Source organism: Bradyrhizobium sp. Unk1 (genome assembly GCF_059512345.1).
Genome location: NZ_JCAMOP010000003.1, coordinates 201722 through 218800 on the forward strand (window position 1 = coordinate 201722; position 17079 = coordinate 218800).

Here is a 17079-nt window from a genome sequence, read left to right on the forward strand (position 1 = left end):
CCGGATGGAGCGAAGCGCAATCCGGGACGGTGCCAATATGTGGGCAGGATCCCGGATTTCGCTTCGCTCCATCCGGGCTACGCAGTTCCTTCATAATTTCGTCGAGCGCAGCCGTAGCGCATTCCCGACCACGCTCACCGAGGACAGCGCCATCGCCGCCGCGGCGATGATCGGGGACAGCAGGATCCCGAACGCCGGATAGAGAATGCCGGCCGCGATCGGAATGCCGGCGGCGTTGTAGATGAAGGCGAAGAACAGGTTTTGCCGGATGTTGCTCATGGTCGCCTGCGACAGTCGTCGCGCACGCACGATGCCGGTGAGATCACCGCCCAGCAGGGTGACGCCGGCGCTCTCCATCGCCACATCCGTGCCGGTGCCCATGGCGATGCCGACCTCGGCGGCCGCCAGTGCGGGCGCGTCGTTGACGCCGTCGCCCGCCATCGCGACGCTGCGCCCGGCCTTTTGCAGCTTCGTCACCACCGCGCTCTTCTGGTCGGGCAGAACCTCGGCCTCGACCTCGGCGATACCGAGCCGGCGCGCCACCGCTTCCGCCGTCGTGCGATTGTCGCCGGTCAGCATGATGACCTTGATGCCCTCACCGGCCAGCGCTTTCAGCGCTTCCGGGGTCGAGGCCTTGACCGGATCGGCGATCGCGAACAGCCCGGCCAGCTTGCCGTCGACGGCCATGTTGATCACGGTGGCGCCGTCCTGGCGCATCCGTTCGGCCTCGGCATCGAGCGCTCCGGTGTCGATGCCGATCGACCCCAGGTATCTTGCGTTGCCGAGCACGATGCTCCTGCCGTCGATTATTCCGGTCGCGCCCTTGCCCGTCGGCGAGTCGAACTGTTCGACCTGAGCGAGGGTGAGTTGCTTCTCTTTCGCGGCGCGCACGATGGCGTCGGCGAGGGGATGCTCGCTGGCGCGCTCGACGCTGGCGGCAATGCTGAGGATGTCATCCTCCGCAAAGCCGGCAGCCGGAACGATCGCGACCACTTTCGGCTTGCCCTCGGTCAGCGTGCCGGTCTTGTCGACCACCAGCGTGTCGATCTTCTCCATCCGCTCCAGCGCCTCGGCGCTCTTGATCAGGACGCCTGCCTGCGCGCCGCGGCCGACGCCGACCATGATCGACATCGGGGTCGCCAGGCCGAGCGCGCAGGGGCAGGCGATGATCAGCACGCTGACGGCGGCAACGAGGCCGAACGCCAGCCGCGGCTCAGGTCCGAACCAGGCCCAGGCGGCGAAGGCGGCGATGGCGACGGCGATCACGGTCGGCACGAACCAGCCAGCCACCTGGTCGGCCAGCCGCTGGATCGGCGCGCGCGAGCGCTGCGCGTCCGCGACCATCTGCACGATCTGCGACAGCAGCGTCTCGCGACCGACCTTGTCGGCGCGCATGATGAAGCCGCCCGACTGGTTGAGCGTGCCGGCGATGACTTTCGCACCCGGCTCCTTGGTGACCGGCATGGATTCACCGGTGACGAGGGATTCGTCGAGCGCGGAGCGTCCCTCGAGGATAATTCCGTCGACCGGCACCTTCTCGCCGGGACGGACGCGCAAATGGTCGCCGGCGTGGAGCTGTTCGATTTCGACCTCATGCTCGCCGCCATCGGCATCGACGCGGCGCGCGGTTTTTGGCGCAAGCTGCAACAGCGCCTTGATCGCGCCCGACGTCGCGTCGCGGGCGCGCAGCTCCAGCACCTGGCCGAGCAGCACCAGCACGGTGATCACAGCGGCGGGCTCGAAATAGACGGCAACGGCACCGTCATGACCGCGGAAGGTCGCCGGGAAAATCTGCGGCACGACAGTCGCGACGACGCTGTAGACATAGGCGACGCCCGTGCCCATCGCGATCAGCGTGAACATGTTGAGGTTGCGGGTGACCAGAGACTGCCAGCCGCGGACGAAGAACGGCCAGCCGGCCCACAGCACGACGGGCGTGGCGAATGCGAGCTGGAGCCAGTTCGACAGCGCCGGATCGATCCAGTCGTGAGGGCCGGCGAGATGGCCGCCCATCTCCAGCACCACCGCCGGCAGCGCCAGCGCGCCGCCGATCCAGAACCGCCGCGTCATGTCGGCCAGTTCCGGATTGGGTCCGGTCTCCAGGCTCCCGACCTCCGGCTCCAGCGCCATGCCGCAGATCGGGCAGCTGCCGGGGCCGACCTGGCGGATCTCCGGATGCATCGGACAGGTGTAGATCGTGCCCGCGGGCATCTCGGGTTCGGGCGCCTTCTCTCTGGCGAGATACTTTGCGGGATCGGCGGCGAATTTGGTGCGGCAGCCGGCCGAGCAGAAATGGAAGGTCTCGCCGTGATGTGTGTGGTGATGCTTCGAGGTCGCGGGATCGACCGTCATGCCGCAGACGGGATCGAGGACTTTTGTCGCGGCGGCGCCGTGGTCATGGGCGTGATGCTGGGCATGGTCGCCGTGCCCGCCGCAGCAGGAGGACGCCGCGGGCTTGTCGGCTGGCGGAGCCGCCATGGGGGCGGCCTCGGGAGCAGCCTTGGGGGTGGCATTGGCGGAACAGCCGCATCCGGACGGTGTTTCCGACGTGTGATGGTGCCCGTGTTCGGCGTCGTTCATTGCCATGCTCCGGCCTTGCAACATATACCCTAGGGGGGTATATAGAGCGCATGCGCAAGGACATCAAGGCATCCGTCGGAAAACGTCTCGGCCGGATCGAGGGTCAGGTTCGCGGCCTCTCGAAAATGGTCGAGGAGGACCGCTACTGCATCGACATCGTGACGCAGATCTCGGCCGTGCGTGCCGCGCTGCGCCGGGTCGAGGAAGAGGTTCTGAAAGATCACGTCGCCCATTGCGTCGAGCACGCGATCGCGAGCGGCGACAAGGCCGATCAGCGCGAGAAGATCGCGGAGCTGATGGCGGTGATCGGGCGGGCGGAACGGTAGGCTCTCTCACCATCGTCATTGCGAGGAGCGCAGCGACGAAGCAATCCAGACTGCCTCCGCCGAGGGACTCTGGATTGCTTCGCTGCGCTCGCAATGACGGCGGAAAGAGCGGTGCAATGTCTCTCCCCGCGTTCGCGGGGACGACAGCGGGGCTACGCCGCCATCTCCTGCGCGCGTCCCCGTGCGCGGTACATCGCCAGTTCGTTCAGCAGCACAAAATGCTCGGAGCAGGTGGCGCCCATCTCCGCGGGTTGCGCGCTTATTTGCTCAGCCGGAATTTCACCCGGCGCCTCTTGGTCAATCGCTTCAGGAACGAGCGGCGGCGCACGGAGCGTTTCTGGAAACACACTGAATGTGCCCGCTACCTCCTCGAGCGGCTTCTGCTTGTCGGCCCAGTGGAGCGCTGTGTAGTCGAAGCCGTGCACGATGGTGGGTTTGACGACTTCGAAATAGGGCGAGATGTCGAAGTCGCGGGGCATGTAGAGCGAGGAATCGCGGATGTGCAGGATCTCGCGGCGGGCCGCGCGGCTGCCGGCCTTGGTGATCTTCGGCAGGATCGGATAGCGCACGGCATCGAAGGCCTGCGCGATCAGCGCCGAGCAGATGATTTTTGTCGGATCGCCCGATCCGATCGCGATCATGCGCCGCCGCCAGCGTTGCGGGATCGGCAGTGGGAACAGGAAGCGCATCAGGTCGATGATGTTCTTGGTGTCGTAGCCGAAGCCGATGCGGTTGATCGCATAGCGGCAGACCGTGGTGCGGTCCTCATAGGACAGCCCGACCGGGCGGCAGACGCGGGTGTGATACGGGAAGTATTTCGACAACGGCGCCGAGGTGACGCCCTCGCCGATATTGGCCTCGATCAGCACATGCGGCTCGCCGTTGGGCTCCACGGCGCCCTCGACCGGACCGACATAGAGCGCGGCATGGGACCAGGTCGACTGCGTCAGATATTTGATGATGCCCGAGATGCGGTTGTTGCCCTCGACCAGCAGCACGTCGCCGGGCTCGATGACGCCGCGCAGGTGCTCCGGGTCGCTCGGCGTGAACGGCTCGTAGCCCGGCACCTCCTTCGAGAGGTACGCGGCAATCAGCTTGCCGACTGAGTCCAGAACCGTCCCCATTTCAAACTCCCCCCACGGCCTTTTCCGGCCGTCTTTTTCCCTTCTCTATCATGGTCGAAACCTGTTGCAATTCGGTTCATCACTCTGTGAGATCAAGCACGATTGATTCACCATGATGGTTGCCGTGCAACACCAGATGCAGCAAGGTTCGCGGGCTGTTCCCATTCGCCGCAAGTTCCCGGAAACCATGACATGACAATCACGCGCCGCAGCTTCCTATCGGCGTCGGCGGCCCTTGCCGCGATGCCGGTCCTGCGCGCGACTGCCGCACCCCTGCCGCGCGAGGCCGACATCGTCGTGATCGGTGCTGGGGCGGCCGGAATTGCCGCGGCGCGGCGCATCATGGCGGCCAACCGCAAGGTCGTCGTCGTGGAAGCGGCATCCCAGATCGGCGGCCGCTGCGTCACGGACAGCACGACCTTCGACGTGCCGTTCGATCGCGGCGCGCGCTGGATGCACAATCCCGAGACCAATCCGATGATCCGGCTGGCGCGCAGTGCCGGGCTCGACGTCCTGCCGGCACCGACCGGCCAGAAGATGCGTATCGGCCGCCGCAATGCCCGTGCGGGCGAGACCGAGCAATTCCTGGCGGCGCTGGTTCGCGCCAACCGCGCCATCGACGACGCCGCGCGCGGCAAGCTGGATACCTCTTGCGCGCCCGTGCTGCCGAAGGATCTCGGCGACTGGGCCGGTGCGGCCGAATTCGTGCTTGGTGCGAGCTTTGCGGGCAAAGACCTCAAGGAGCTCTCAGCGATCGACAAGGCGCGTGCGCAGGACCGCAACACCGCGATCGCGTGCCGTCAGGGCCTGGGGACCCTGCTCACCAGGCTCGGCGAACAGGCGCCGGTGGCGCTGGCGACGCCGGTGAGCAGGATTGTCTGGAGCAATCGCGATGTCAGCGTGGAGACGTCATCCGGGAAGATCGCCGCACGTGCCGCCATCGTCACGGTCTCGACCAATGTGCTGACATCGGGCGCGATCAAGTTCGGGCCTGACATTCCCAAGCGCCCGCTCGACGCCGCGTCAAAGCTCACGCTCGGCAGCTACGATCGCATTGTGCTGCAACTGCCGGGTAATCCGCTGGGGCTGTCGCGCGACGACATCCTCATCGAGCAGAGCAATTCGACGCGCACGGCGCTGATGCTCGCCAATATCGGCGGCTCCTCACTGTGTTCGATCGATGTCGGCGGCTCGTTCGGCCGCGATCTCTCCGAGCAGGGCGAGAAGGCGATGGTCGCCTTCGCCAGGGAATGGATCACGAAGCTGTTCGGCAGCGAGGCTGCGGCCGCCGTGCAGAAGACCACCGCAACGCGCTGGAACGCCTCGCCCTTCGTGATGGGCGCGATGTCGGCGGCCTCGCCCGGCGGGCAGCTCTCGCGAAAAATCCTGACCGAGCCGATCGGCAACATGTTCCTCGCCGGCGAAGCCACGCACGAGACGCTGTGGGGCACCGTCGACGGCGCCTGGGAAAGCGGCGAGCGCGCGGCCGATGCGGCCTTGCGCAAGATCGGCGCGCTCAAGGACGAGCCGGCCGACGTGCCGACGCAGTCGACGAAGAAGCGCCGCGCCCCGCGGCAGCAGGCCAACTAGCGCAAAATCCCGTCCAGCACCGGCAGCCCCGCGATCACCGCCAGCGCGATCAGACCGTAGCAGATCGCGCGAAACAATTTTTCGCTGGCGCGGCCGAACAGCGACGCACCGAACGCGACGCCTATCGCATAGACCGGGCCGACGATCAGCGACAGCACCAGCGACTCGCGTGAGATCAGGCCGGTCGCCGCGTAGCTGACCATCGAGAAGAAATCCGACGCGCCGAAGAACAGCAGGATATTGGCGCGCGCGACGATCGGCGCGATGGGGCGGCCGAGCCAGTAGCCGACGATCGGCGGGCCGCCGGTCTGCGCCAGACCGCTGCAGAAGCCCGAGAGGCCGCCGATGCCGACCGAGAGCCAGGCGTGGTCCTTGCCGCGATAGCGCCAGCCCGACAGCAGCAGCAGCAACAGCGCAGCGACGAAGCAGGAGATGATCCAGCGCGTGGTGACGGGCTCGAGCACGCTGAGGAAATAGGTGCCAACCGGCACGCCGACCAGCGCGCCGAGCACGATCACCGCGGTGGCCTTGCGGTCCGCCTTCCGCCACGCGTCGGGCAGCAGCGGCAGGGCCGCGACGAAATCGATCACCAGGAGTAGCGCGGCAACGAGACGCGGCGCCGCGATGCTGCTCGCCAGCGGCATGAAGATCAGCGCCGAGCCGAAGCCGGAGAAGCCGCGCGCGGTGCCCGAAAGGAAAGCGACGGCGCAGAGCGCCATCGCAATGGTGAGGCTGACGTCCTTCGGAAGAAAATCCGCAAGGGTCATCCGCGCAAGACGCCGCCGGTCTTCTTCGTGACCTCCGCCACGATCTTCGCGGCGACGGCCTCGATCTCCTGGTCGGTCAGCGTCTTCTCGCGCGGCTGGATCGTCACGGCGATCGCGATCGACTTCTTGCCGTCATCGATGCCCTTGCCCTCGTAGACGTCGAAGACATTCACGCCGGTGATCAGCTTCTTGTCGACGCCTTGCGCGGCGCGAACGATGTCGCCGGCCTTTACGGTGCGGTCGACAATGAAGGCGAAGTCGCGCGTAACAGGCTGGAAGGCCGACAGCTCGATCACGGGCTTGGCGCGGGTCGGCTTCTTCTTCGCCTCGGGGATGCGGTCGAGAATTACCTCGAACACCATTAGCGGGCCGTCGGCGCCAAGCGCCTCGAGCGCGCGCGGATGCATCTCGCCGAAATAGCCGAGCACGTTCTGCGGGCCGATCTGGATCGTGCCCGAGCGACCCGGATGCAGCCAGGCTGGTCCGCCCGCGACGATCTGCAGCGCCTGCATTGGCGCACCGGCCGCGGCGAGCACCGCGAGCGCGTCGGCCTTGGCGTCGAACAATTCGGCCTGCGCCGAACCCGACCAGTGCCGTCCCAGACCTTCGGACGAGGCAAAGCCGCGGCGCACGCCGCTGGCCGCCATGAACTGATCCTGCGGGCGGTCGCCTTTGAACACCTGGCCGACCTCGAACAGCGCGACATCGCCAAAGCCGCGATCGGCATTGGCCTGCGCCGCTGCGATCAGACCCGCCAACAGCGTCGGCCGCATGTCGGAGAGATCCGAGGCGATCGGGTTGGCCACTTCGAGCTCGCGCTGGCCGCCGCCGAACAGGGTTGCCGCTGACTTCGTGATGAAGGACCAGGTCACCGCTTCGATGATGCCGCGGCTCGCGAGTGCGCGCCTGGCGCGACGGGTGCGGAGCTGGAGCGGCGTCAGCACCGGCTTGCGGGCGTCCTCGCCGCGCTCGAACGGCGTCATCGGCACCTTGTCGACGCCGTAGATGCGCACGATCTCCTCGACGATGTCGGCCTTGCCATGCACATCGGTGCGCCACGAGGGCACCGCGACCTTCACCACCGGACCCGGGCCGGCCATCATGAAGCCGAGATGGGTCAGGATGCGCTTCATCTCCGGCTGCGGCACCTCGATGCCGGAGAGCCGCTTGACCTCGGTGACCGGAAAATCGATCACGCGGTCGTCGCCGAAGGCCTTGCCGACCACGATGTTCTCCGACGGCGCGCCGCCGCACATCTCCATCACCAGCTTGGTCGCGAGCTCGAGCCCCGGCACCATGAAGGCCGGATCGACGCCGCGCTCGAAGCGGTAGCGCGCGTCCGAATTGATGCCGAGCTTGCGGCCGGTCTGGGCGATGTTGATCTCGTTCCACAGCGCCGATTCGATCAGCACGTCGGTGGTGTTCTCGTCGCAGCCCGAGGCTTCGCCGCCCATGATGCCGGCGAGCGATTCGACGCCGTGCTCGTCCGCGATCACGCAGATGGCGGGATCGAGATTGTAGGTGCGGCCGTCGAGCGCGAGCAGCGTCTCGCCATCGCGGGCGCGGCGCACGACGAGATTGCCCTTCACCTTCTTGGCGTCGAACACGTGCAGCGGGCGCGCGCGGTCGTAGGTCATGAAGTTGGTGATGTCGACCAGCGCATTGATCGGACGCAAGCCTATCGCGGTCAGCCGCTTCTGCAGCCATTCCGGCGACGGCCCGTTCTTCACCCCGCGCACGAGGCGCAGCGCGAAGCCGGGACACAGCGTGGCGTCCTCGACCGCGACCTTCACGGGACAGGGGAATTCGCCCTTGATCGGCTTGATGGTGGGGTCCTTGAACTTGCCCATGTCGGCGGCGGCGAGATCGCGTGCGATGCCGTGCACGCCGGTGCAGTCCTGCCGGTTCGGCGTCAGATTGATCTCGACCACGGGATCGCCAAGACCCGCCCATGCGGCGTAAGCAGCGCCGATCGGCGCATCCGCCGGCAGCTCCATGATGCCGTCATGGTCGCTGGAGATCTGGAGTTCGGCCGCCGAGCACAGCATGCCGCGGCTCTCGACGCCGCGGATGGTGCCCACACCGAGCGTGATGTCCTTGCCGGGAATGTAGGTCCCCGGCGGCGAGAACACGCTGACCAGGCCCGTGCGCGCATTCGGCGCGCCGCACACGACCTGCACCGGTGCGCCACCATCGCCGGTGTCGACCATGCAGACGCGCAGGCGATCCGCGTTCGGATGCTGCTCGGCCGAGATCACCTTCGCGATGGTGAACGGCTTCAGCGCCTTCACCTTGTCCTCGATGTTCTCGACCTCGAGCCCGATCATGGTGAGCTTGTCGGCGAGCTTTTCCAGCGGCTCGTCGGTGTCGAGATGATCCTTCAGCCAGGAGAGGGTGAATTTCACGAGCTCAGTCCTCCCGCAAGCGTCGGCACTTCGAGCGGCTTGAAGCCGTAATGGGACAGCCAGCGGACGTCGCTGTCGAACAGCTGGCGCAAATCGGCGATGCCGTATTTCAGCATGGCGATGCGGTCGATGCCCATGCCCCAGGCAAAGCCCTGGTACTCGTCGGGATCGATGCCGCAGGCGCGCAGCACGTTCGGATGCACCATGCCGCAGCCGAGAATCTCGAGCCAGTCCTCGCCCTCGCCGAAGCGGATCTCGTCCTTGCCGCGGCGGCACTGGATGTCGACTTCCAGCGACGGCTCGGTGAACGGGAAGAACGACGGCCGGAAGCGCATGTTGATGTGGTCGACCTCGAAGAACGCCTTGCAGAACTCGTGCAGGATCCATTTGAGGTGGCCGAGATGCGAGTGCTTGTCGATGACGAGGCCTTCGACCTGGTGGAATTGCGGTGTGTGGGTCGCGTCCGAATCGATGCGGTAGGTGCGGCCCGGGCAGATCACGCGGATCGGCGGCTTCTGGGTGAGCATGGTGCGCACCTGCACCGGCGAGGTGTGGGTTCGAAGCAGCATGCGCGAGCCGTCCTCCTTCGGATGGAAGAAGAAGGTGTCGTGCATCTCGCGGGCGGGATGGCCTTCCGGAAAATTCAGCTTGGTGAAGTTGTAGTCGTCGGTCTCGATGTCGGGGCCTTCCGCGACCGAGAATCCCATGTCGGCGAAGATCGTCGTCAACTCGTCCCAGACCTGGCTCAGCGGATGGATGCGGCCGGCTTCAGTCGGCGCATCGCGCAGCGGCAGGGTGACGTCGATGGTCTCGGATGCGAGCCGCGCATCGAGCGCCGCCGACTTCAGCACGTCGCGCCGCGCGGCGAGGGCCTGGGTGACCTCGTCCTTGGCCTGGTTGATCGCCGCGCCTTGCGTCTTGCGCTCGTCCGGCGACATCTTGCCGAGCGTTGCAAGCAAGGCCGAGATCGAGCCCTTTTTGCCGAGGGAGGCAACGCGAACGGCTTCGAGGGCGGCTTCGTCCCCGGCAGCACTGATCTGCGCGAGGATGGATTGGACGAGACTGGCGAGGTCGGACACGGTCGGATCCTTTCAAAACGCTGCCGGTTGTGGCCGCAGCCGGGCCGGAACGTCAAGCCGTATAGCCGTCGTAAATGCAGGGCATTTGAACCCTATAGGCATGGCTGGCACCAACCTGAAGTCGAGGGAGAGGACGATGCGTTTACGATCCTGGGTGGTCGGCTTGAGCTTGGTTCTTTTGGGAAGCGCGGCTCACGCCGCGGAGGAATGCCCGGCCAAATCGACGTCGATGGATGACATCATCGCGGTCCTGAACGCGGCGCCGAGCTGCGACCGTGCCATGACGCTGTTCGATGCTTGCGCATACGGCGCCAGCGGCGACGTGCAATTCGGCGAAGCGGTCGAGAAGAAGTGCGAGGCCGATTTTGTCGGCCGGCTGAGAACGCCGCAGAAGCTCAGCTATCAGCGCGAGTTGCGGGTCTGCGACCGGAAGTACCGGAACAAGTCCGGCACCATGTATATCTCGGCCACGGCCTTCTGCCGGGCAGAGGTCGCCCAGCGTTACTCGCGACGTGCGCTGAAAGCCGGCGGAGCCGGCCGTTAGTGCTGGGCTTGCTCTGAAGCAGCCTCTTAGGCCGCCAGCGCGGCCTTGGCCTTCTCGGCGATCGCCTGGAACGACGCGGGCTCGTGGATCGCGAGATCCGACAGCACCTTGCGGTCCACGGTGATCCCCGACTTGGCGAGACCGTCGATAAATCGGCTGTAGGTCAGGCCGAACGGACGCACAGCGGCGTTGAGACGCTGGATCCAGAGCGCGCGGAATGTCCGCTTCTTGCGCTTGCGATCACGGAACGCGTACTGCTGGGCCTTTTCCACGGCCGGCTTGGCGGCGCGGATGGTGTTCTTGCGGCGGCCATAGAAACCCTTGGCGGCCTTGTAGACTTTCTTGTGCTTGGCGTGGGCGGTCACACCGCGTTTGACGCGAGACATGACAAAATCCTTCAGAGATGACTTGGTTTTCGGATCGCCGCGCTAGCGCGGCGGAGGTGGCAATGATCTTCGACGATCTTGGACGCGATCAGGCGTTCGGCAAGAAGTACTTCTTGACGTTGTCGCCGTCGGTCTTGAACAGCACGCGAGTGCCGCGCAGCTGACGGATCTGCTTCTTCGTCCGCTTGATCATGCCGTGACGCTTGCCGCGCTGGGCGTGCATCACTTTGCCGGTGGCAGTCACCTTGAAGCGCTTTTTAGCGCCCGATTTGGTCTTCAGCTTGGGCATTTGGCTCTCCTAATGGCCACAGAAATCCGCCCGCGAAGGCGGCTGGCCGTCAAAAATGCTCGTTAGAGCGTTGATTGTGCTCAGGTTTTACGAACAAGCGCGAAACCCGCACGGACACCGCCACGGCAGCCCTTAATCAGCCGGGCGATGAAGGCTGGGCTTATGACAGAGGACAAGCCAAATGGCAACGCTGAACCGCCGAAACCTGCCCGGCGACTATTCGGAGTTACCACCCATATGTCCAAGCCGTGTCGCCTGGAGCAGGACCAAAATGGCCCATTTTTCCCGATCGCTTTCGTCTTTGACGGACCTCGCCCGCCCGCGCCGCCTGGCGCTGCTTGCCGTGCTTGCCACGGCCGCGCTGCCCTCGACCGCGGACGCCCGCATGGGCAGCTATGACGGCATCTGGAACGTCACTTTCGCCACCACGCGGGGCAATTGCAGCTCCGGTTACAGCGTCCCGTTCACCGTCACCGGCGGCCGGGTGTCATCTGCCGGCGGCGGCCGGGTCTCCGGCACGGTTCATCGCGGCGGCGCCGTCGCGGTCCAGGTCTCGGTCGGCGCGTCCCACGCCAGCGGAGGCGGCCGGCTCGGCGGGATGGCCGGTGCAGGCTACTGGAACGGCATCATTTCCGGCGACCGCTGCAGCGGCACCTGGCAGGCGACGCGGTCCTGATACAGAAACGGCCCGCCGGAAATCCGGACGGGCCGTTGAACTCTCAGTCCTGAAAAGCGGACGTCAGCGCGGCGCCAGCACCATGACGACCTGACGGCCCTCGAACCTGGCGTCCTGCTCGACCTTGGCGAGCTCGGCGACGTCGTTCTTGATCTTGTCCAGAAGCTTGGTGCCGATCTCCTGGTGCGCCATTTCGCGGCCGCGATAGCGCAGCGTGATCTTGACCTTGTCGCCCTCTTCGAAGAACCGCTGCATCGCGCGCATCTTCACGTCGTAATCGTGGTCGTCGATCATCGGGCGGAGCTTGATCTCCTTGATCTCGACGATCTTCTGCCGCTTGCGGGCTTCGGCGGCCTTTTTCTGGGCGGAATACTTGTACTTCCCGTAGTCCATGATCTTGCAGACGGGAGGGCTGACATTCGGCGAAATCTCGACCAGATCCATGCCAGCTTCCTGGGCCATGCGGATGGCCATGACGGTTTCGACCGTGCCCTTGTTGTCACCGGTCTGATCGATCAGCTGGATTTGCGCATTGCGAATATCATCATTGATGCGCGGCCCGTCTTTGCTGGCAACGGGCGGGGCTTTATTGGGACGGCGAATGGGTGGTTCTCCAAAGTTGTGAAAGAGGCGGCTAGTCTGAAGGAAGATGCGTTTGCGGGCAAGCAAGTCGCGCGTGCGGGAGGCGAAAAAGCCTCAAATGCGAGGCATTTTGGTCACGCCCGTGGGCACGCTGCAGGACATAGACACCTTGCTTCTGTTCCGCAAGCGTCCCAAAGGGCCAATACCAATGCTGGGCTGCGCCGCGGAACACATCCAGACAGCTCAAACCGAACAACCAGAGTAAACGTTCCATGACCAATGCAATTCCCGAAGCCGTGCTCGGCTTCATCGATGTGGGCGAGGGCCCGTCCGCACGCAGGATCGCGGTGCGCAGCCGCGCCGGTCGAGGACCTGGACTGGTCTGGCTCGGCGGGTTCAAGTCGGACATGCAGGGCGGCAAGGCCGTGGCGCTGGATGCCTGGGCTGCGGACCATGGCCGCGCCGCAGTCCGGTTCGACTATTCCGGCCATGGCGAATCCGGCGGCGCGTTCGCCGATGGAACCATCGGAAGCTGGCTCGAGGACAGCGTGGCGGTGTTCGAGCGGTTCTGCGACGGCCCGCAGGTTCTGATCGGTTCCTCCATGGGCGGCTGGATGGCGCTGCTGCTCGCGCGCGAGATCAGGAAGCGGGCCAGTAAGGCCTCGCTGGCGGGCCTGGTGCTGATCGCGCCCGCGCCCGATTTCACCGAGGAGCTGATGTGGAAGAATTTTTCCGCCGCGGTGAAGAAAGAAATCGAGACCAAGGGCTTCTGGCTGCGGCCGTCGGACTATGGTGACGGCTCGCCCTATCCGATCACGCGGAATTTGATCGAGGAGGGCCGCAATCATCTGGTGCTCGGCAGCGCCATCGATCTCGGCTGTCCCGTCCGCATCCTCCAGGGCGCGCAGGATCCGGATGTGCCCTGGCAGCACGCCTTCGCGCTGACGCATCGCCTGCCGGCCGATGACGTGGTGCTGACCATGATCCAGGACGGCGATCACCGCCTCTCCCGTCCGCAGGACATCGCCCGCATTCTTGCCGCGGTGGCTGAGATCGGGTGAAGTGTCTCTGATCAGTCGGTGTCATCGTCCGCCTTGTGCGCAATTGCGCACTGGGGCGGACGATCCAGTATTCCACCAGCGGTCGTGATTGAGCCGATGGGCCGCGGCGTACTGGATGCCCCGCCTTCGCGCGGCATGACGAATAAGGGAAGCAACGCCAATGACCACCACCACCATGCTGCGCGCCTTCTGCGACGCCGTCGAGCAGCGCAACGGCAAAGCGTTCGCCGAACTGTTCACCGAGGACGGCGTCTATCACGACGTCTTCTACGGCGCCTTCGAAGGCCGCTCCAAAATCGCAGCGATGGTCGACGACTGGTTCTATCGCACGGCGACCGATTTCCGCTGGGACATGCATGATCCCGTAACCGACGGCACCACGCTCTATGCGCGCTACACCTTCAGCTATCGCTCGACCTTGGCCGAAGCGAACGGCGCGCGGGCGATGTTCGAGGGCGTCGCGATCATGACGCTGCGCGACGGCAAGATCGTGAGCTATCACGAGGTCGCCAACACCGCGCCGGCGTTCGTCGATCTGAAGTTTGCGCCGGAACGGATTGCGAAGATCGTCGGCAAGCAGGGCGCCGAGCTGAAAGCGCGGCCGGAGATGAAGCGGCATCTGGCGTAATGCACCACTCTCTCATTCCCTCCCCCCTTGCGGGGGAGGGGCAGGGAGCGCAGCTGCGCAAGCCGCTGATGTCTGTGATGCCCAGTTACGGTGACGGTTGCTTCGCCATCGGCTTGCGCTGCGCCAGTGCTGCGACCGTCGCGGTACCGATCGGGCCCTGCTCGTCGTAGAGCCAGCATTCGCCGATCGCGACACCATCGGTCGCCTGGTGATTGACCACGTCGAAGCCGATCCAGTTCGTCACCGGCAGGCGGTGCAGATAGATCGTCACGTCGCTGTTGATGTAGCCGAGCCCCTTGTCGCCGGCGTTCGCAAAGGGGCTCGCGTAGTCGGCACCAACAGCGACATGAACGAACGGCGTCATCGGCGCACCGGCCACCAGCTCGCGCACCTCGCTCATCCAGAGCCGGCGCGGACCGAGCGAGCCCATATGGCCGACGATCGGCCGCGTCGTCCATTTGCCGTTCATGCCGAGCCTGGGATCGGTGGGTTTGGGAATGTCGTCCGGCTTCGGCGCGTCCCAGTTCGGCGGCGACCAGACGTTGCCGTCCGGATTCTGCGTTTTGCGCAGCAGCTGGCACGAGGCACGCGCCATGCTGACGCCGCCGGAGACAAATTCGGCCTCGACCACGCGAATGCGTAGTCCGTCGCGCACCAGCCGCGTCGTTACCTCGATCGGCTTGTCGATGGTCGGCAGCCGAAACATGTCGACCGTGAGCCGCGCCGGCACGAATTCTGGGCCGGAATGGCGCTCCTCGATGGCGAAGCCGAGCAGGCCGACGATGACGCGTCCGTGCAGCGATTTCGGATCCCAGGGACCGTTGGCCACTTCCGTCGGATGGAATGTATCGCCGTCGCGGGTGAAGAAAGGCATGTTTGTCATGACGCGCGACTTTGAGGAAAGCTGCGGGGAAATCAAGTGTGGTGGCAGCGGGCGCGGCAGCCACAACAACCGCTGTCATCGCCCGGCTTGACCGGGCGATCCAGTACTCCGAGACGGTTGTGGTTCAATCGATGAGCCGCGGCGTACTGGATGCCCCGCTTTCGCGGGGCATGACACCGAGAATTAGGAAACGGTTTGCCACTCCTCACGCACGCTGTCGTCCTGCTCGCCGGCAATCGCGTTCGTCTTGATCGCCGCGAACTCTTCATCGGGCACCAACTGCCCCAGCGCCCACACCGCAGCGCCACGCACCAACGCGCTCTCATCGCCGAGCAATCGTCGCACCTCCCCCACCAACTCCGCATCCCCGGAGTTGCCAATCGCGATCAGCACATTCCGCAAAAAGCGGTCACGGCCGATGCGCTTGACCGGCGACTTCGTGAACAGCGCGCGAAACGATGCATCGTCGAGCCGTGCGAGTTCGGCAAGCGACGGCGCGCGCAATTCGTCGCGCGCGGCGAGCTTTGCCTCGCGCCCCTCCTGCGCGAACTTGTTCCAGGGGCAGGCCGCAAGGCAATCGTCGCAGCCATAGATGCGGTTGCCGATGGCGTTGCGAAACTCGTGCGGGATCGGTCCCTTGTTCTCGATGGTCAGATACGAGATGCAGCGCCGCGCATCGAGCTTGTAGGGCGCCGGAAACGCCGACGTCGGGCAGATGTCGAGGCACGCCTGGCATGAGCCGCAATGATCGATCTCGGCGTCGTCGCGCGGCAGCTCGAGCGTCGTGTAGATCGCGCCGAGGAATAGCCAGGAGCCGAACTCGCGTGAGACGAGATTGGTGTGCTTGCCCTGCCAGCCGAGATGCGCGGCTTGCGCCAAGGGCTTTTCCATCACCGCCGCGGTGTCGACGAACACCTTGACGTCCGATGGCGCCGTCGCGACCAGCCAGCGCGCCAATGCCTTCAGGCGCTTCTTGATGAGGTCGTGATAGTCGTCGCCCTGGGCATAGACCGAGATCGCCGCGCGCGTGCGCTGCTGCAGGATCGCGAGCGGATCCTGGTCGGGCCCGTAATTGACGCCGAGCATGATGACGCTGCGCACGTCCTGCCACAGCCCGCGCGGATCGACGCGGCGCTCCGGCTGTGCTGCAAGCCAATCCATGTCGCCATGGCCGCCCGAAGCGATGAATTCAAGAAAACGCTTTCCGGCGCTTTCGATCGTGCCGGATGCGGTGATGCCGATGCAGTCAAAGCCGAGCGCGCGTGCCTCGTTTGCAAGCGCCGCCTTCAGTTCGGTCGGATCCGAGTTCAGAAATCCAGGTCCACGTAGGTCCGCGACGCCGGCACGCCCGCCAGCCATTCGCTCAGCAGCGGGCGGAACGACGGGCGGGATTTCACCCGCGCGTACCACGCCTTTGCTGCGTCGTCCTCGCTCCATGGCACGTCGCCCAGATAGTCGATCGCCGAGAGATGCGCCGCGGCGGCGAGATCCGCGTAGGTGAGCCGGTCGCCGGCGAGGAAGTTCCGCGTCTGCGCCAGCCAGCCGATATAGGCCAGATGATAGCGCACGTTGGCCTTGGCGGCTCGCATCACGTCGGCCGAGGGTGCGCCGCCGCCGTTCTCCTCGCTCATGAAGCGCTTGTAGATGCGCTCGGTGACCAGGGGATGCGAGACCTCCTCGAAGAATTTCTCGTTGAACCAGGCCATCAGCCGGCGCACCTCGACGCGCTCGGCGACCGTTTCCGGCATCAGGCGCTTCGGTCCCATGTCGGCGCCATAGGCCTCGTCGACATATTCGGCGATGATCGCCGCGCCGGGTATGGGCGATTGTTCCTTGTCCACCAGGACGGGCGTGGTACCGGCCGCATTGAGCAGCAGAAATGCCTCGCGCCGCTCCCAGCTGCGCTCTTCGACCAGCCGCAATTCGAGCCCGTATTCTCCCGCGATCAGGCGGATGAAACGCGAATGCGGGCAGAACGGGTGATGAAACAGCGTAAACATGAAGCCTTTGACTATTTGATGGTGATTAAGAATCCATCAATGTTTGTGCGGCGCCACACTAGTCCTTCAAAACCGCGAGGCAAGGGCGCGATGCCGCATTTTGCGATTGCGAGAGAAGGACGAATAGGCGAGAAGAGCCCCGCTTTTCCAGCGGAAATG

General features: G+C 65.3%; 17 protein-coding genes. 6 read left to right on the plus strand and 11 right to left on the minus strand.

Annotation, left to right across the window (positions count from 1 at the left end):
* Nucleotides 1-90: 90 nt before the first annotated feature.
* Entirely contained in the window at nucleotides 91-2580 is a 2490-nt protein-coding gene (locus tag AC5ZFO_RS05145; RefSeq protein ID WP_496121580.1) for a heavy metal translocating P-type ATPase, read from the minus strand.
* Between the two features lie 50 nt (nucleotides 2581-2630).
* On the opposite strand from AC5ZFO_RS05145, the gene AC5ZFO_RS05150 reads away from it, so the two are divergent.
* The gene (locus tag AC5ZFO_RS05150) at nucleotides 2631-2906 is read left to right on the plus strand and encodes a metal-sensitive transcriptional regulator (RefSeq protein ID WP_007598521.1); all 276 of its coding nucleotides are present in this window, start codon (nucleotides 2631-2633) and stop codon (nucleotides 2904-2906) included.
* A 152-nt stretch (nucleotides 2907-3058) separates the two neighbouring features.
* On the opposite strand, the gene AC5ZFO_RS05155 is transcribed toward AC5ZFO_RS05150, so the two are convergent.
* Entirely contained in the window at nucleotides 3059-4030 is a 972-nt protein-coding gene (locus AC5ZFO_RS05155) for a YiiX/YebB-like N1pC/P60 family cysteine hydrolase (RefSeq protein WP_282521701.1), read from the minus strand.
* A 192-nt stretch (nucleotides 4031-4222) separates the two neighbouring features.
* On the opposite strand from AC5ZFO_RS05155, the gene AC5ZFO_RS05160 reads away from it, so the two are divergent.
* Nucleotides 4223-5620: a flavin monoamine oxidase family protein gene (locus AC5ZFO_RS05160; protein ID WP_496121583.1), complete on the plus strand. Its 1398-nt coding sequence runs from the start codon at nucleotides 4223-4225 to the stop codon at nucleotides 5618-5620.
* Here the strand turns inward: AC5ZFO_RS05160 and AC5ZFO_RS05165 are convergent.
* From AC5ZFO_RS05165 to pheS, 3 genes are read right to left on the minus strand one after another with little or no spacing between them, the layout of a single operon-like run.
* Nucleotides 5617-6387 carry a sulfite exporter TauE/SafE family protein gene (locus AC5ZFO_RS05165; protein WP_282521699.1) on the minus strand — a complete coding sequence of 257 codons (771 nt, stop codon included), beginning with the start codon at nucleotides 6385-6387 and terminating at the stop codon, nucleotides 5617-5619. The genes AC5ZFO_RS05160 and AC5ZFO_RS05165 overlap by 4 nt on opposite strands.
* The gene (gene pheT / locus AC5ZFO_RS05170; protein WP_496121586.1) at nucleotides 6384-8792 is read right to left on the minus strand and encodes a phenylalanine--tRNA ligase subunit beta; all 2409 of its coding nucleotides are present in this window, start codon (nucleotides 8790-8792) and stop codon (nucleotides 6384-6386) included. Before pheT ends, AC5ZFO_RS05165 begins: the two co-directional genes overlap by 4 nt.
* Entirely contained in the window at nucleotides 8789-9871 is a 1083-nt protein-coding gene (pheS, locus tag AC5ZFO_RS05175) for a phenylalanine--tRNA ligase subunit alpha (protein WP_282521697.1), read from the minus strand. Before pheS ends, pheT begins: the two co-directional genes overlap by 4 nt.
* 136 nt (nucleotides 9872-10007) lie before the next feature.
* Here pheS and AC5ZFO_RS05180 point away from each other — a divergent pair, with 136 nt between their 5' ends.
* On the plus strand, nucleotides 10008-10415 hold the full coding sequence (locus AC5ZFO_RS05180) for a hypothetical protein (protein ID WP_028148823.1): 408 nt from the start codon (nucleotides 10008-10010) through the stop codon (nucleotides 10413-10415).
* Between the two features lie 26 nt (nucleotides 10416-10441).
* Here AC5ZFO_RS05180 and rplT read toward each other — a convergent pair whose 3' ends face one another.
* Nucleotides 10442-10801, minus strand: coding sequence for a 50S ribosomal protein L20 (gene rplT / locus AC5ZFO_RS05185; protein WP_014490867.1), 360 nt, complete (start codon nucleotides 10799-10801; stop codon nucleotides 10442-10444).
* Nucleotides 10802-10889: 88 nt separating this feature from the next.
* Complete coding sequence (gene rpmI / locus AC5ZFO_RS05190; RefSeq protein WP_008539890.1) at nucleotides 10890-11090, minus strand: 50S ribosomal protein L35; 201 nt, start codon at nucleotides 11088-11090, stop codon at nucleotides 10890-10892.
* A gap of 271 nt (nucleotides 11091-11361) precedes the next feature.
* Here rpmI and AC5ZFO_RS05195 point away from each other — a divergent pair, with 271 nt between their 5' ends.
* Entirely contained in the window at nucleotides 11362-11766 is a 405-nt protein-coding gene (locus AC5ZFO_RS05195; protein ID WP_282521696.1) for a hypothetical protein, read from the plus strand.
* A gap of 63 nt (nucleotides 11767-11829) precedes the next feature.
* Here AC5ZFO_RS05195 and infC read toward each other — a convergent pair whose 3' ends face one another.
* Nucleotides 11830-12369, minus strand: coding sequence for a translation initiation factor IF-3 (gene infC / locus AC5ZFO_RS05200; RefSeq protein ID WP_071917037.1), 540 nt, complete (start codon nucleotides 12367-12369; stop codon nucleotides 11830-11832).
* Nucleotides 12370-12620: 251 nt separating this feature from the next.
* Between infC and AC5ZFO_RS05205 the strand changes: the two genes are divergently transcribed.
* Both AC5ZFO_RS05205 and AC5ZFO_RS05210 read left to right on the plus strand, forming a co-directional pair.
* The gene (locus tag AC5ZFO_RS05205; RefSeq protein WP_282521695.1) at nucleotides 12621-13409 is read left to right on the plus strand and encodes an alpha/beta hydrolase; all 789 of its coding nucleotides are present in this window, start codon (nucleotides 12621-12623) and stop codon (nucleotides 13407-13409) included.
* A 160-nt stretch (nucleotides 13410-13569) separates the two neighbouring features.
* The gene (locus AC5ZFO_RS05210; protein ID WP_282521694.1) at nucleotides 13570-14037 is read left to right on the plus strand and encodes a nuclear transport factor 2 family protein; all 468 of its coding nucleotides are present in this window, start codon (nucleotides 13570-13572) and stop codon (nucleotides 14035-14037) included.
* An 85-nt stretch (nucleotides 14038-14122) separates the two neighbouring features.
* On the opposite strand, the gene AC5ZFO_RS05215 is transcribed toward AC5ZFO_RS05210, so the two are convergent.
* The 3 genes from AC5ZFO_RS05215 to AC5ZFO_RS05225 all read right to left on the minus strand — a co-directional run bounded on the left by AC5ZFO_RS05215 (nucleotide 14123) and on the right by AC5ZFO_RS05225 (nucleotide 16920).
* Nucleotides 14123-14920, minus strand: coding sequence for an acyl-CoA thioesterase domain-containing protein (locus AC5ZFO_RS05215; RefSeq protein WP_282521693.1), 798 nt, complete (start codon nucleotides 14918-14920; stop codon nucleotides 14123-14125).
* 183 nt (nucleotides 14921-15103) lie between these two features.
* Nucleotides 15104-16279, minus strand: a complete 1176-nt coding sequence (gene queG / locus AC5ZFO_RS05220; protein ID WP_282521692.1) for a tRNA epoxyqueuosine(34) reductase QueG — start codon at nucleotides 16277-16279, stop codon at nucleotides 15104-15106.
* Complete coding sequence (locus AC5ZFO_RS05225; protein ID WP_063980220.1) at nucleotides 16228-16920, minus strand: glutathione S-transferase family protein; 693 nt, start codon at nucleotides 16918-16920, stop codon at nucleotides 16228-16230. The genes queG and AC5ZFO_RS05225 overlap by 52 nt, the downstream gene beginning before the upstream one ends.
* Nucleotides 16921-17079 lie beyond the last annotated feature (159 nt).

Coding starts and splice junctions, on each gene's coding strand:
- AC5ZFO_RS05195 (WP_282521696.1), top strand. CDS start 11,362: ATGGCCCATTTTTCCCGATCGCTTTCGTCTTTGACGGACCTCGCCCGC.
- rpmI (WP_008539890.1), bottom strand. CDS start 11,090: ATGCCCAAGCTGAAGACCAAATCGGGCGCTAAAAAGCGCTTCAAGGTG.
- rplT (WP_014490867.1), bottom strand. CDS start 10,801: ATGTCTCGCGTCAAACGCGGTGTGACCGCCCACGCCAAGCACAAGAAA.
- AC5ZFO_RS05160 (WP_496121583.1), top strand. CDS start 4,223: ATGACAATCACGCGCCGCAGCTTCCTATCGGCGTCGGCGGCCCTTGCC.
- AC5ZFO_RS05225 (WP_063980220.1), bottom strand. CDS start 16,920: ATGTTTACGCTGTTTCATCACCCGTTCTGCCCGCATTCGCGTTTCATC.
- AC5ZFO_RS05150 (WP_007598521.1), top strand. CDS start 2,631: ATGCGCAAGGACATCAAGGCATCCGTCGGAAAACGTCTCGGCCGGATC.
- AC5ZFO_RS05145 (WP_496121580.1), bottom strand. CDS start 2,580: ATGAACGACGCCGAACACGGGCACCATCACACGTCGGAAACACCGTCC.
- AC5ZFO_RS05205 (WP_282521695.1), top strand. CDS start 12,621: ATGACCAATGCAATTCCCGAAGCCGTGCTCGGCTTCATCGATGTGGGC.
- AC5ZFO_RS05155 (WP_282521701.1), bottom strand. CDS start 4,030: ATGGGGACGGTTCTGGACTCAGTCGGCAAGCTGATTGCCGCGTACCTC.
- AC5ZFO_RS05215 (WP_282521693.1), bottom strand. CDS start 14,920: ATGACAAACATGCCTTTCTTCACCCGCGACGGCGATACATTCCATCCG.
- AC5ZFO_RS05180 (WP_028148823.1), top strand. CDS start 10,008: ATGCGTTTACGATCCTGGGTGGTCGGCTTGAGCTTGGTTCTTTTGGGA.
- AC5ZFO_RS05210 (WP_282521694.1), top strand. CDS start 13,570: ATGACCACCACCACCATGCTGCGCGCCTTCTGCGACGCCGTCGAGCAG.
- queG (WP_282521692.1), bottom strand. CDS start 16,279: ATGGCTGGCGGGCGTGCCGGCGTCGCGGACCTACGTGGACCTGGATTT.
- AC5ZFO_RS05165 (WP_282521699.1), bottom strand. CDS start 6,387: ATGACCCTTGCGGATTTTCTTCCGAAGGACGTCAGCCTCACCATTGCG.